Source organism: Salinimonas profundi (assembly GCF_014750655.1).
GTDB classification, from domain to species: domain Bacteria; phylum Pseudomonadota; class Gammaproteobacteria; order Enterobacterales; family Alteromonadaceae; genus Alteromonas; species Alteromonas profundi_A.
The window spans coordinates 92,619-106,346 of the sequence record NZ_JABBXD010000012.1; the positions used below are offsets into that span (position 1 = coordinate 92,619).

Genomic DNA, 13,728 nt, shown 5'->3' on the forward strand with positions numbered 1-13,728 from the left:
TTATTCTCTTTATTTATTGCGCATAGAAAGTGACAATCTTCGCTGAACGGCAGTGGGCAGAATGTGCATAAATCGCATAATCCAGCCAAATAACGTCGGGAAAAAAATTGTCTGATGATTTTTTTCAATACCGTGTAGTAAATCTTTAGCGGCACGGTCAACTTTTATCATCATCGGCATATCAAAATCGTTTTTGTCTGTTAGTGGCGTTTCAACAAACCCCGGTGAAACTGCCTGAACTTTTACACCCTTATCCCACAGGTCGGTTTCCAGCGACTTGGTAAAATAATGCAGGGCGGCTTTCGATGAACCGTATGCTTCTGTTCGGGTGAAGGGAAGCAGTCTGGCCATGCTATCTACTATCACCAGTTTTTTACCTTTATTCAGGTTGGGCAGTAAACCATTTACACAATTGACCACACCAAAAAAATTGGCCTCAAATACGCGCCGGAACATATCGGTTTCAAATTCTTCGATATCAACATACTCACAAGTTCCGGCATTAAGCACGGCAATGTCAAAGTGACACGTACTAAGTGCCTCGAAAGTGGCATCTTTATCACTGACGTCAAACTGTAACGGACTGATATTGTCGTGCTTGCTCAGTGCATCCAGTTTTTCCTGGTTCCGTCCGCATGCTATTACCTGATACCCCTGCGACGCTGCATGCTGAGCCAGCGCTTCACCGATACCTGATGTGGCGCCTGTAATTAACATAGCGGTCATTGTGCCAGCTTCCTCTTTATTTTCTTCACTATCCAGCCGACCAGAGGGACATGCTCATAAACCATTTCGCCAAGGTCATAATAATCACGATGGTAATAAAAGCCCGATGCATTCTCTTTTAACAGCGTAGTACCATCCAGATGAATCGTTTTATCAGGCTTCTTCAGCTGTAACGTCATATGCCAGGTCAGTACCCTAGTTACATCATCCTTATTATTGTTACAGGGAATGATATTGGTGATATCGAACTTGCAAGACCGGGCACTATCATTAAGTTTTGAAAAATAGGCCTCGACGTTATCCCTTCCTTTATGTCGCTGAATTGGGTCAATGAATTCTACATCGTCAGTATAAATGGTCCTTAAATCATTAGATGAAATTTTTGTAAGGTCCCGATAAATCGAGCAAAATCGTTCGATAAGCGTCATAGGCATCATTTTGTAAAATGTATAAAAAGACTACCCAAATTTTCATACCCAAGATCAGATTTGCGCTAATTTTACTCACCACCGTATCAAGTGAACGCCGATCCAATTAGATATTGGTGGCGTAATCAGCCACAAATCTTCACAACTTTATAATGCGAAATGTCGAGCACAACCGTTCCACTGTTTCCGCTTTCCGCACATCTTATGCCGCAAGGCAGGATGTCGCTGCGTATCTTTGAGCCCCGCTATACAAGGATGGTGAAGCAAGTATGTGCTAACGACACGGGTTTTATATTGTGCATGCTTAACGCTGAAGGGGATAAAAATACTAACGAACATATCTTTCCAATTGGTACATTCGCAAAAGTAATTGACTTTGAATTACTCGAAGATGGGTTGCTTGGCATAAAGGTTGCTGGTCTATATAACGTCGAGGTACGAAACATTGAAACAGAGTCTGACGGATTGCGAGTTGGACAGTACTCAGAGCAAGAAGTCTGGGAGTGTAATGTTTCTACCCAACAAATTTCACCTATGGTGAAAAGGTTAAAGGAAGTTTTTGAGCGTTATACTGAAATAAGCAGCTTATATGATAACGCACAATTTGAAGATCCTCAGTGGGTACTCTTTCGGTGGCTAGAACTTCTGCCGATTGATGCTAAACAAAAACAGTATTTTCTGGCACAAAAAAATTGTAAGCCGCTATTAAATTATCTCAGCGCACTGATGCAGTAAAAAAGTCGTAGTGTGTAAAGATTACATATAGCATGTAAGAAGAGAAATACTGGTAACACTGGGCAACGGATCATTTAACTTTTCACTGTAGATACTCATCACCAAACAGGAAATGCGGACGAAGCTTATGTTAGTTGGAATTCCATTAGAACAAAGCAACAGTGTAGTTAAACCGAAAGATTGTGCGGGAGAAATGTCAGGCTATATCGTGTCTGTGGCAGAGAGCCGTTGTAAAAGATCATTCGCGAGAATTTTCAGTTACTTTGCACCTCGATTACGCTCCTATGCATTGAAACAGATGGGTAATGAAGCATTAGCCATGGAGCTGGTTCAAGACACAATGTCGAATGTCTGGCAAAAAGCGCATCTGTTTAATGCAGAGAAAGGCAGCCCATCCACCTGGATTTTCACCATCGCTCGTAATATTCGATTTGATATGCTTCGCAAGCTTCAGAATCGTAAAGAAGATGTATGTTCCGATGACTTATGGCCAGTGCTCTGCGAACAAACCGCTGATGCCAATGAGACTTCGCTTGATGAGCAAATCACTCTTGAACAAATTGGTTTCATGTTTGAAGCACTACCTGTCAAACAAAAAGCTGTTATTGAAGCGATTTACATCGATGGTAAATCTCAGCAGGAAGTTGCTGACGAATTAAGTATTCCATTAGGTACAGTCAAATCGAGAACACGTCTGGCGTTGCAACGTTTAAAGGTTATGCTACAAGACCATGATTAAGTTTCATCCCGACCCTGAACTGCTTTCGGAATATGTTCAGGGTGGGTTGTCTCCTATTAATTCTATAATGATCGCTGCACATTGTGACATGTGCGAACGTTGCGAGAAAATTGCGCATCAGCAAACATTGATTCATGCTGAGAAGTTTGAAAGCGATATCGGTAATTTATCCGAATTCAAGGAAAATGCCTCATCCGACCGTAAATTTGATGAGATGCTCGAGAGCATCTTAAATTTACCCGCTGACAAACGCGCGTTGAAACGGGCGCAGGGACTTTCAGCCTCCGTTGAGCTAGATGGCCGACGATTTATCTTACCCAAAACCCTTCGAAAATTTATTCCCTCCACCGGTAACTGGACAAGTATGGTGGGGCGTTTATGGCAGGCGCCGGTGGATATCGGAAATGATTCAATAGCCGCGAATCTGATCTACATAGGTCAGGGAGGAGGCATTCCAGAGCATTCTCACCGCGGTATAGAAACTACGCTTGTGCTTAAAGGCACGTTTGAAGATGGAATTAACCAGTATCAGGCTGGTGATTACGTGTATATGGACAGCAACGACACACATACGCCGGTGTGTCATTCGCCGCAAGGTTGTTTGCTATTTACTGTACTGGATCAGCCATTACACTTTACGTCAGGTGTTGCTCGGTACACTAATCCATTCAGTCATATTTTCTTCAGATAAAAAAAGACCTGCTAACGCAGGCCATTTTCAATCAACCAATATACCGACTATCCGGATAGTTTAATTTGAGGGTTTTCATGGCGTTATCTCGCAATTCTGTCAGACCCAGTTCCTCATAACTTGAAACCATAATTTCCAGTGCTCGCTGCACCTGGTCAGAATCAGGAAAATGTTCAATCACATAACGTCCACGGTTTGCGGCAGCGACATACGCTTCCCGACGCATATAAAATTTTGCAATAGCAATTTCATAGCTCGCTAAACGATTTTTGATAAACATCATCCGCTTACGCGCATCTGCAGCATATTTACTGTCAGGATATTGCTGAATCAGCCGTCTGAAATCATCAAACGCCTGGCGGGACTTCGCAGGATCCCGATCATCGCGGTCGATATTCATCAGTTCCTGAAAAAGATTACTGTCTGCTTCCATATTTACCAGACCACGCATATAAAATGCATAATCGATATCGGAATGATTCGGGTTTAACCGAATGAAACGATCGATAGTCGCAATGGTTTCGTCAATTTTGCCAGACTTGTAATAACTATAAATAAGATCAAGTTGCACCTGATGCGACAAAGGCCCGAACGGATAGCGCGAGTCCAATGCACTTAACGTGTTTGACGCTGCACTGAAGTTACCGGCCTGCATATTTTGCTGCGCTTGCTGATACATTTGCTGCGCGCCCATATTTGCCAGTGCGGCTTGTTCTTCTGCGTCGTCAGAGGAGCTACATCCTGCAACAGACACCATGACACCAACTACCAGCGGCGCCATATAACGGAATGTCTTCATATTTTTTTCTCGTACCCCAATTCGTCGTTTTGGTGTGGCAATTTTGCATTTATTAATGGCATTCTAACGTACTCATTCTGTGAATGACCACAGAATACTGCAAAGATCGTCTCAAGAAATCCTAAAGCTTGTTATAATGCGACTTTTCATTTAACGAATTGGCGCTCTATGTCCCAGTCACAAAATACCGTGAATCTTGAGGCGGTAACACAGCCCCACCACTTTGGTCAGAGATTAGATCAGGTTTTGGCTGATTTGTTCCCTGAATATTCACGTTCGAAGCTAAAAAGCTGGATTCTGGATGGTAATGTTACTATCAATGGTGAAGTAAATACCACTCCCAGACACAAGATGGCGATGGATGAGGCCGTCAGAGTCAATGCGGTTATGGAAGTTCAAACGCAAAGTAAGCCTCAGGATATTCAACTGGATATCATCTATGAAGATGACGCTATTCTAGTGATCAATAAGCCAGCAGATCTTGTCGTCCATCCGGGGGCCGGAAATCAGGATGGAACGTTGCTTAACGCACTGCTAAACCATGTTCCTGATATTGACAAAGTGCCGCGCGCAGGCATCGTGCATCGATTGGATAAAGATACCACCGGGCTTATGGTGGTAGCTAAAACCATCCCTGCCCAGACACACCTGGTCGAGCAATTACAGGAACGCACGATGAGTCGTGAGTATGAAGCTCTTGCTATAGGCACCATGGTCGGGGGCGGGGAAGTAGATGCCCCAATCGGACGCCATGCGACAAAACGTACGCTTATGGCTGTGCGCGAAACCGGCAAGCCGGCCGTCACGCACTATCGGGTGAAAGAAAAGTTCCGTGCCCATACTTATATTCGGCTTAAACTTGAATCGGGCAGAACGCACCAGATTCGTGTACACATGACCCATATCAAACATCCGTTGGTAGGTGACCCGGTATACGGAGGCCGGCCGCGTTTGCCGCGCGAAGCTTCAGAGACGTTTATCGAGACGTTGCGCCAGTTCAAACGTCAGGCGCTTCATGCGGCACAGTTATCCCTGTTTCATCCTGAAACCGAAGAATGGATGACCTGGCAGGCGCCGCTTCCGGAAGATATGGTGAATCTTCTGGATGTTGTACGTCAGGACACCAAAGAGCATGGTTTTGACGATTACTGATTCAGCACTGATAACGCCGCGTTGGGCGGCCCCTGAATCTATAATGGCTTACTGCACCACACGTGTAGGTGGAGTCAGTCAGGGGCCTTTCGCGTCGTTGAATGTGGGTTTGCATGTACATGATGACCCGTCATTGGTGTTACAAAACCGTTCAAGATTACCTGGTAATGACAAGCTTCACTGGCTGGAGCAGGTGCATGGCAACGACGTGCTAACGTTACCATCCTCTCAGATTAAGGCTGACGCCAGTATAAGCCGCCATCGGGCGAATTGGTGTGCGGTCATGACCGCCGATTGTGTACCAGTATTGATATGTAACAATGCGGGAACAGAGGTTGCAGCGGTTCACGCAGGATGGCAGGGGCTTTATAAAAATATCATAGCCAAAACTATTATGGCTATGCAGTCCCCGGTCTCTGAGTTGATGGCCTGGATTGGACCTGCCATTTGCCAACAGCATTATCAGGTTGATACGCAAATCGCTGACCACTTTACCCAGTACAAAGCTGCGCTGATGAAGGACATTGAAGCAGACAAGTGGCGTATCGATCTGCCGCGTATTGCGGCATTGCAATTATTTAGTGCGGGGATCGCTAACGTCACTCATGCTGGTTTGTGTACCTATAGCAATAATAAACGCTTTTTTTCACATCGCCGCGCGTCTCATCAGCAGATTCCAGATACAGGCCGAATGGTCAGTGTTATCGGCATCCTTTGACATATATCAATAACCTGACTCAAATTTAATCTGTCATCTTGAATCGCAGCGCATATGTACCCATAAATTACACAGGGTTTTTGCTAGAGACTTTAACTATGCGTTTAGACAGATTTACCAGTAAATTTCAGATAGCCATCTCGGATGCGCAGTCGCTCGCACTGGGCAGAGACCATCAGTTCATCGAGCCCGTTCACTTAATGACAGCCATGCTGAACCAGCAGGGCGGCTCTGTACGTCCGCTGCTTGATCAGGCCAGTATCAATGTTAATGCACTACGCTCAGCACTTAGCGAAGCTATCGAACGCCTTCCCAGAGTAGAAGGGGTTGGGGGCGATATTCAGTTAAGTAAGGAAACCGGCATCCTGTTGAATCTTTGCGATAAGATTGCACAGCAGCGCAAGGATGAATACATCACTTCAGAAATGTTTGTGCTGGCTGCACTGGATGATAAAGGGCGTCTGGGCAGTATTCTCAAAGAGCTGAACCTCACAAAGGCAAAAATAGAAAAAGCCATTGATACGATGCGCGGCGGACAGAAAGTCACTGACCCGAATGCCGAAGATGTCCGCCAGGCCCTTGAAAAATACACCACGGATCTAACCGAAAGAGCAGAGCAGGGTAAGCTTGATCCGGTTATCGGTCGTGATGATGAGATCCGTCGGACTGTACAGGTCCTGCAGCGCCGTACCAAAAATAATCCGGTATTAATTGGTGAGCCGGGTGTAGGTAAAACCGCTATTGTTGAGGGGCTTGCGCAGCGAATTATCAACGGTGAGGTCCCTGAGGGACTAAAAGATAAGCGTGTGTTATCCCTGGATATGGGCGCGCTGGTGGCCGGCGCCAAATATCGCGGCGAGTTTGAGGAACGATTAAAAGCGGTCCTGAATGAACTGGCTAAAGAAGAAGGCCGGGTGATTCTGTTTATTGATGAGCTGCATACCATGGTTGGGGCCGGTAAATCCGATGGCGCAATGGATGCCGGAAATATGCTCAAGCCTGCGCTGGCTCGCGGTGAGTTGCATTGCGTCGGGGCAACGACGCTGGATGAATACCGTCAGTACATCGAAAAGGATGCAGCTTTAGAGCGTCGGTTCCAGAAAGTGCTGGTGGATGAGCCTTCTGTTGAGGATACCATCGCCATCTTACGTGGGCTGAAAGAACGCTATGAGCTGCATCATTCGGTAGATATTACTGATCCTGCGATCGTTGCTGCCGCAAGTTTATCGCATCGCTATATCAGTGACCGCCAGTTGCCCGATAAGGCCATTGATCTTATTGACGAAGCGGCATCAAGTATACGCCTGCAGATAGATTCAAAGCCAGAGGATATGGACAGGTTAGAGCGCAGAATTATACAGCTTAAACTTGAAGAGCAGGCACTTGCCAAGGAAACGGACGATGCCAGTCATAAGCGCCTTGAAATGATCGAACTGGAGCGCGAGCAGGCCGAACAGAAGTACGCTGAACTTGATAGCATCTGGAAAGAAGAAAAAGAAGCAATGCAGGGTACCCAGAGCATAAAGTCAGAGCTGGAACAGGCGAAGCTTGATTTGGAAATTGCGCGCAGAGCATCAGACTTAAACCGAATGTCTGAACTGCAATACGGTCGCATTCCTGAGCTTGAAATGAAGTTGGAAAAAGCATCAGAAAATGAGACGCGCGAAACATCGCTGCTAAAAAATAAAGTGACTGACGCTGAGATTGCGGATGTATTGTCTCGCTGGACGGGCATTCCGGTATCCAGAATGCTCGAAGGCGAGCGTGAAAAACTCCTGCGTATGGAGGATGCTCTGCATAAACGTGTAGTGGGTCAAAGCGAAGCTGTGACCGCGGTGTCCAATGCTATCAGGCGTTCACGGGCAGGGCTTGCCGATCCCGACAGACCCATTGGCTCATTCCTGTTCTTAGGGCCGACGGGTGTAGGTAAGACCGAGTTGTGCAAAGCACTGGCGGGATTTATGTTCGATACCGAAAATGCCATGGTGCGTATCGACATGTCTGAGTTTATGGAGAAGCACTCGGTGTCCAGACTGGTGGGCGCACCACCCGGATATGTGGGTTATGAGGAGGGGGGCTATCTGACTGAAGCGGTCAGACGCAAACCTTATTCGGTCATTCTGCTGGATGAGGTGGAAAAGGCGCATCCGGATGTATTTAACATTCTGCTTCAGGTTTTAGACGATGGCAGACTCACCGATGGTCAGGGGCGCACTGTTGATTTCAAAAACACGGTTGTCATCATGACCTCGAATCTGGGCTCGGACATCATTCAGGATAAACATTCACAAAGTCAGTATGACGAGATGAAATCAATGGTGATGAATGTGGTGGGTCAGCATTTCAGGCCTGAGTTTATTAACCGTGTCGATGATATTGTGGTGTTTCATCCGTTGGGCAAAGAGGAAATCAAGTCGATTGCCAAAATTCAGCTGGCGTCATTGCGTGCCCGGTTAGCAGATAAAGGGTTTAAACTGGAATTGTCCGGTTCGGCAATGGACAAGCTAGCCGAGGCAGGATTCGATCCGGTATTCGGCGCGCGACCACTGAAAAGGGCTATTCAGACACAGATTGAAAACCCGCTGGCGCAGGAGCTGTTATCTGGAAACATGGTTCCGGATTCGACCATTCGAATTGACGAGGATGATGGCCAAATTGTTATTCTGAAACCAGAGTCAAACATACATTAGTTATGATGTTAAAAAAGGAGGCGGGCGCCTCCTTTCTTATAATGACTGCATTAAAGCCTGCGCATCCGGTTGTTCCCTGAACGACTTATCCAATGTTTGGTGTTTAGTCAGAATTGCGCGCGCTTCCTCTGGTCGGCCAAGTTTATTAAGGGTGTAGGCAATGTGATATTGCACGCTTGGATCTGAGGCGTCCAGTGTATATGCCTGACGAAGCAGACTCAGGCCTTCTTGATAATCCTCACCCAGAGACAGAAGCCAGCCTTTTGTATCCATCAATGCTGCAGAACGCGGTGCTTTTTCAAGGGCAGTATCAATCAGTTTCAGTGCTTTAGGGAGGTCGTTGACTGCGTAAATATTAGCTAAATTGTTCAGTACAAAAGGTCTGTTTTCAAATTCATCATCGCTCAGCAACTGGTTATAGACTTTCTCAGCACGGGTAAAGTCTGTATCAATATAATAAAGATCGGCCAGTAGGTGTCGCTGAAAGGTATCTCCGCTTTCTTCAAAGGCAGTCAGGTATTCTATCAATTCGCCACGGCCTGTACCGGTGCGGGCCAGTTCAAAGGCTTTAATTAATGCCATCCTGAAAGATGGCGCTCGATCTAACGCTGTCATGTAATGTGAGAATCCCTGTTGCAGCTGATTATCAGCCACGGCAAGATCCCCTCGAAGCATCGCCAGATTCGCTGTTTTACCAAATTGATTAGCAAATTCTGTAATAGCCGGCTGAGCTTGCTCAAGATGATTTTGCCGAATCAGAAATGAAATGTATTCCAGGTGAGGGCGGGGGGCCTTAGGCGCAAGCTTCATTGCCTGTTGCAAGGACTTTTCCGCGCCTGGGGCATCTCCCGCCTGCTCCTGTTGCTCCGCTAACTGCAATAATTTTTCAGGTTGTTGTGCCCACAGCGCGTAAACCATATTCAATTGTGACTGCGCCTCGTTCACTTTCCCCATTTCGTTGAGCACAGACGCTTTTTGTAAATGAAAGTCCGGTGATAAACGGTCAATGCTGAGCAATGCGTTAATTTCACTCAGTGCAGCGTTTAACTTACCCTGTCGCGAATATAGTGACGCAAGTAATTGTCTGGGGGTGGGGTTACGACTTTCCAGCGTTTTAGCTGCCAACAAATGATCCGTCGCACTCTCTATGTTGTCATGAGCGATGTAGATTTGTGCGGCCAGGATACGGGCGGGGACGTTTGTTTTGTCGATCTTTACAGCTTGCTCAATGGCTTCTGTGCTGGATGACCAATCCTCTTTAAACAAACTTATTCTGGCTTTGGCAATCAGGCCGGCAACATTGTCAGGATCAGCACGAAGCAGTTTATCAACAGCTTTATCTGCCTCATCCATACTATTATTGCGAATCAATAAATCGCTGACCAGGGCCTGATGCGCGAGGCTTTCAGGGTGTTTTTGAAGAAGCGACTTAGCAAGTCCAAGTGCTTTTGCATATTCTTCCTGCTCACTGAATAACGCAATATTAAGGCGTACCACTTCTTCGTTGTCAGAGCCGGCAAGCTCGGTCGCCAGCATTTTGCGAGCCTGGTCTAATTCTTTATCGTGTAATAACAGTTTAACTTTTAAAATTGCAAAGTTTTCCTGACCTTTATACCTGGCGGCCAGTGCGGGTAAAATCTGATTACACTTAAAAGGCTTATCCATAGCCAGGTTCAGTTCACAATACAACCGCGCCAGAGGAAGATGCGAGATGACGGTTTCCTCATACTTGTCGAGTAAGTTAGAGGCATCCTTATAATTGCTGTTTTTTATCATTGCATCAGCCAGCATACTGAGCTGTTCCGGCGATGCGTCGCGTTTACCCACATATCGGTAAAGTTCCGTGCTCGCCAGACTGTAATTTTTATTGAGATAAGCCACGATTCCGGCAATCAGGCTTAGCTCTATGCGCTCATTCAATTGCTTCTCTGTTAGCAAACTGAGTTTATCAGTGAGCGACTTCAGTATTTTATCTGCTTCAGAATGGTGTTGGGTCAGCGCCAGTATGCGAGCTTTGATTAACTGGTTTTGAATATCGCCGGGGGTCTGCTTTTCAATTTCATCGATAATGGTAGATGCTTCGTCGAACTGGCCATTTTCCGCCAGAGCGCCAGCATACGCTCGCATGGCTGCCGGATTTTCAGGTGCCTGTTCATAGGCTTTAGCGAATAGGGAGAGTGCATCTTTGCCCTGTGCAGCATAAAGTTTGGCCTGGGTAATCAATGTCAGTGGCTCACTATCGCTAATGGATAACGAGCGCCGGACTAGTTTGTGGGCGGCTGCAAGTTCGTTCTGATCCAGTAATAAGTTGGCCTGCGCATTTAATAGTGGCACTACATGCGGATAAGTCCTGAGTGCTTGTGTATACAGTGACCGTGCTTTATCTAATTGATTAAGTCTTATATAGGCAGTACCGGCTGCCAGTGTTACCGATATTTCCGCATCCCCGGATAATTTGTGACGCTTCAGCATCACAAAAATTTTCTCATACAAGCCTTCGCGCAAATAAGCGCGGGATAAAGCCGGCAGCACGAGGTTTTTGTCACCGCCAGCAAGTAACACTTCTTCGAATTCTTCAATGGCTTCTTTGGTGTAACCGTCCAGAAGCAGAATACGGCCCATCAGCAGTTTAGCGGGCAGGTGATCAGGGGCTGCTTTAAGTACGTGCTTTAGCGTCAGGTATGCGCTTTGAACCTCGCCGGTGTTAAAGGCAGTTAAGGCCTTATCATACGAAGCGGACTGCGGTGTGGCATTGGCTATCGAGCCACCTAAAAGCAACATACTAAGAATACTGGCTTTGACTGATGATTTCACAATGCTCTCGTTTTACTGATTAATAGATATAACAGATAGTCTACACAAAAAAGCCCCTGCGACGAGGGGCTTTCTTACTGATTTTATTCGTTAATGACGACGTTTCAATGCTACCAGCCCTAACAGCGCAAAAAGAAAGGCGGATGCGGGTGCCGGAACATTAGCTGACGGTGCGTAATGCGTCGTCAGACTAACCAGCTTCATGTAGTCTCGATGTTGAGTCCATGCGCTGTCACCACCAAAATTCGCGTTGTATGCACCGATGAGCCAGTACTTGGCTTCTGTCGCAACGCTGGAAAAGCTTAACGTATTCGAATTACTGAACTCAGTATTAGAAAAGCTTTTGGTGAAGATCGCCTGGCTGGCAACATTCGCCCATGTATTACCCGTTAATAATGGGATAGAGTGAAATGCCGCGATCGATAGGTCGTGATCGTTTTGTGTATAACCCAGGCTTAGTCCACTTACGCTAACCGAATCGTCAAAAGAAAACAGCAGCATATCGGTGCTATAAGCATTGTCGATATAGTGACTGTCTTTATTCCGACCTTTCTGAATTTTATTGCTGTTTAATAATCCCCATTCATTGGCGCCTATCTTCGAGGCTTCAATTTCGCCGGTATCAGTGCCTGACCAGGCAGTAATGTTTAGCGTCTGATTATTTTGAGTGGTGGTTATCTGATTTCCGAAACCTTGATTATCATAGGATAACTCTGATTTGTAAGGGTTGAAGTTCCAGATGGTATCTGCGGCCATAACCTGTGAGGGTACAAAGGTGACTGAGCAAATCAGAGCAACGTTTTTTATAAATTTATTCATCGTTTTTTTCCGAACATAAGCGCGCAAATAGTGTGGGTGACTTCCCGAATTAAATGTCATTCAACTACCGGTATACCAAAATGATGAAGTTTACTGCTGATATCCCAGTGTGGCAGGTTTTATCTTAAGTTACCTTTTGAGCTAATACAGCAAATTGAGTGTATGTACTGTTATACCTGGTTATAAAATAACAGGGCGGACATTTCACTATCCCGAGTGCCCTGATATATGAAATACTATGTATATTAGTCTTTTGAATAATGAGGAAATATGTCCCAAAGCAAGCGTAAGGGAATTTATCTGCTTCCCAACTTACTGACAACAGCTGGTTTATTTTCTGGCTTTTTCGCTGTTGTGTCTTCAATGAACGGACGCTTCGAAGCAGCCGCTGTAGCAATATTTGTTGCGATGATTTTTGATGGCCTGGATGGGCGTGTAGCACGGATGACAAACACGCAGAGTGACTTTGGTGCAGAGTACGATTCCATGGCTGACATGGTTTCCTTCGGTATGGCGCCTGCTTTGGTTGCCTATAACTGGGGACTAAGCGGCATGGGTAAACTGGGTTGGCTGGCTGCATTTATTTACGTTGCAGGTGCAGCGCTGCGTCTGGCCCGGTTCAATACTCAGGTCGGTATTGCTGATAAGCGTTTCTTTCAGGGCTTAGCAAGTCCTTCCGCTGCCGCTCTGGTGTCTGGACTTGTATGGGTAGGCGTTGAATACGGCGCTAACGGAGACGATTACGGTTTAGTGGTTGCTTTTATTACCTCTGCTGCGGGTCTGTTGATGGTCAGTAACTTTAAGTATAACTCCTTCAAAGAGGTAAACTGGCACGGCAAAGTCCCTTTTGTAGCGATTTTGATTATTCTCATGGTGTTTGTCATTGTTGCAACCGAGCCGGCCCTGGTCTTGTTTATTGTATTTGCGCTTTACGCATTGGCCGGTCCGATTAATACATTCAGGACGGTGGATAAGATGACATTGGATGATGTTGTCGGTGATCACGAAGAGGCCGATGCGGATTTTAACGAAGACAGCGAAGACGAGACGAGCAGAAAACGCACTGATAAACAGGAATAAAGTCGTTTATTACTCGAATTGATTAAAAGGTGCTCAGTTGAGCACCTTTTTTTATAAAAGAATGAAAAAGGGCTTGCGTTTAATTCTGCACTTTGTAGAATGCGCGCCTCTTCAACGAGCAACGACAGAAACATGGGTCAAGCGAGATGAAGAGAGTCAAAAGTTTTTAAGAAATTTTCAAGAAAATGATTGACAAAAAATGGATGCCAAGTATTATACGCATCCCGCTTGAGACAAGCCCTTAAGGCAAATCAAGCAACGTTCTTTAACAATTTATAACAAGACAATCTGTGTGGGCACTCGTTAAGAGTGTCAACCGACGATTCATAAAGTTTTT

Annotated in this window: 12 protein-coding genes; 7 read left to right on the forward strand and 5 right to left on the reverse strand. The window is 45.9% G+C overall.

Translation table 11 applies throughout. The annotated features are described in order from the left end of the window. Positions 1–9 precede the first annotated feature (9 nt). Positions 10–726 (reverse strand): SDR family NAD(P)-dependent oxidoreductase, encoded by a 717-nt coding sequence (locus tag HHX48_RS16510; RefSeq protein ID WP_191026437.1) that lies wholly within the window; start codon positions 724–726, stop codon positions 10–12. Beyond that, a complete protein-coding gene (locus HHX48_RS16515) occupies positions 723–1,154 on the reverse strand; it encodes a nuclear transport factor 2 family protein (protein WP_191026438.1) in 432 nt (143 codons plus the stop codon). The genes HHX48_RS16510 and HHX48_RS16515 overlap by 4 nt, the downstream gene beginning before the upstream one ends. Positions 1,155–1,313: 159 nt before the next feature. On the opposite strand from HHX48_RS16515, the gene HHX48_RS16520 reads away from it, so the two are divergent. From HHX48_RS16520 to HHX48_RS16530, 3 genes are all read left to right on the forward strand, one after another. Further along, positions 1,314–1,889 carry an LON peptidase substrate-binding domain-containing protein gene (locus HHX48_RS16520; protein WP_191026439.1) on the forward strand — a complete coding sequence of 192 codons (576 nt, stop codon included), beginning with the start codon at positions 1,314–1,316 and terminating at the stop codon, positions 1,887–1,889. A gap of 127 nt (positions 1,890–2,016) precedes the next feature. After that, entirely contained in the window at positions 2,017–2,628 is a 612-nt protein-coding gene (locus HHX48_RS16525; RefSeq protein WP_139755813.1) for a sigma-70 family RNA polymerase sigma factor, read from the forward strand. Continuing rightward, complete coding sequence (locus HHX48_RS16530) at positions 2,621–3,319, forward strand: ChrR family anti-sigma-E factor (protein WP_191026440.1); 699 nt, start codon at positions 2,621–2,623, stop codon at positions 3,317–3,319. Before HHX48_RS16525 ends, HHX48_RS16530 begins: the two co-directional genes overlap by 8 nt. 31 nt (positions 3,320–3,350) lie before the next feature. Here the strand turns inward: HHX48_RS16530 and HHX48_RS16535 are convergent, their stop codons facing one another. Continuing rightward, positions 3,351–4,118, reverse strand: coding sequence for an outer membrane protein assembly factor BamD (locus tag HHX48_RS16535; RefSeq protein ID WP_191026441.1), 768 nt, complete (start codon positions 4,116–4,118; stop codon positions 3,351–3,353). Between the two features lie 168 nt (positions 4,119–4,286). Between HHX48_RS16535 and rluD the strand changes: the two genes are divergently transcribed. From rluD to clpB, 3 genes are all read left to right on the forward strand, one after another. Further along, positions 4,287–5,270 (forward strand): 23S rRNA pseudouridine(1911/1915/1917) synthase RluD, encoded by a 984-nt coding sequence (gene rluD / locus HHX48_RS16540; protein WP_191026442.1) that lies wholly within the window; start codon positions 4,287–4,289, stop codon positions 5,268–5,270. Continuing rightward, on the forward strand, positions 5,251–5,988 hold the full coding sequence (pgeF, locus tag HHX48_RS16545; protein ID WP_191026443.1) for a peptidoglycan editing factor PgeF: 738 nt from the start codon (positions 5,251–5,253) through the stop codon (positions 5,986–5,988). Before rluD ends, pgeF begins: the two co-directional genes overlap by 20 nt. Positions 5,989–6,086: 98 nt before the next feature. Continuing rightward, positions 6,087–8,678 (forward strand): ATP-dependent chaperone ClpB, encoded by a 2,592-nt coding sequence (gene clpB, locus HHX48_RS16550; RefSeq protein ID WP_191026444.1) that lies wholly within the window; start codon positions 6,087–6,089, stop codon positions 8,676–8,678. Positions 8,679–8,714: 36 nt separating this feature from the next. Here the strand turns inward: clpB and prsT are convergent, their stop codons facing one another. Both prsT and xdp1 read right to left on the reverse strand, forming a co-directional pair. Continuing rightward, on the reverse strand, positions 8,715–11,492 hold the full coding sequence (prsT, locus tag HHX48_RS16555; RefSeq protein ID WP_191026445.1) for an XrtA/PEP-CTERM system TPR-repeat protein PrsT: 2,778 nt from the start codon (positions 11,490–11,492) through the stop codon (positions 8,715–8,717). A gap of 90 nt (positions 11,493–11,582) precedes the next feature. Continuing rightward, complete coding sequence (gene xdp1 / locus HHX48_RS16560) at positions 11,583–12,311, reverse strand: exosortase-dependent surface protein XDP1 (protein ID WP_191026446.1); 729 nt, start codon at positions 12,309–12,311, stop codon at positions 11,583–11,585. A 270-nt stretch (positions 12,312–12,581) separates the two neighbouring features. Here xdp1 and pssA point away from each other — a divergent pair, with 270 nt between their 5' ends. Continuing rightward, positions 12,582–13,391, forward strand: coding sequence for a CDP-diacylglycerol--serine O-phosphatidyltransferase (pssA, locus tag HHX48_RS16565; protein ID WP_191026447.1), 810 nt, complete (start codon positions 12,582–12,584; stop codon positions 13,389–13,391). The last annotated feature ends 337 nt before the right edge of the window (positions 13,392–13,728 follow it).

Excerpts from the sequence above, each read along its gene's own strand:
- clpB (WP_191026444.1), top strand. The coding sequence starts at position 6,087 with ATGCGTTTAGACAGATTTACCAGTAAATTTCAGATAGCCATCTCGGAT.
- xdp1 (WP_191026446.1), bottom strand. The coding sequence starts at position 12,311 with ATGAATAAATTTATAAAAAACGTTGCTCTGATTTGCTCAGTCACCTTT.
- HHX48_RS16520 (WP_191026439.1), top strand. The coding sequence starts at position 1,314 with ATGTCGAGCACAACCGTTCCACTGTTTCCGCTTTCCGCACATCTTATG.
- HHX48_RS16530 (WP_191026440.1), top strand. The coding sequence starts at position 2,621 with ATGATTAAGTTTCATCCCGACCCTGAACTGCTTTCGGAATATGTTCAG.
- HHX48_RS16510 (WP_191026437.1), bottom strand. The coding sequence starts at position 726 with ATGACCGCTATGTTAATTACAGGCGCCACATCAGGTATCGGTGAAGCG.
- pgeF (WP_191026443.1), top strand. The coding sequence starts at position 5,251 with ATGGTTTTGACGATTACTGATTCAGCACTGATAACGCCGCGTTGGGCG.
- HHX48_RS16535 (WP_191026441.1), bottom strand. The coding sequence starts at position 4,118 with ATGAAGACATTCCGTTATATGGCGCCGCTGGTAGTTGGTGTCATGGTG.
- pssA (WP_191026447.1), top strand. The coding sequence starts at position 12,582 with ATGTCCCAAAGCAAGCGTAAGGGAATTTATCTGCTTCCCAACTTACTG.
- rluD (WP_191026442.1), top strand. The coding sequence starts at position 4,287 with ATGTCCCAGTCACAAAATACCGTGAATCTTGAGGCGGTAACACAGCCC.
- HHX48_RS16525 (WP_139755813.1), top strand. The coding sequence starts at position 2,017 with ATGTTAGTTGGAATTCCATTAGAACAAAGCAACAGTGTAGTTAAACCG.
- HHX48_RS16515 (WP_191026438.1), bottom strand. The coding sequence starts at position 1,154 with ATGACGCTTATCGAACGATTTTGCTCGATTTATCGGGACCTTACAAAA.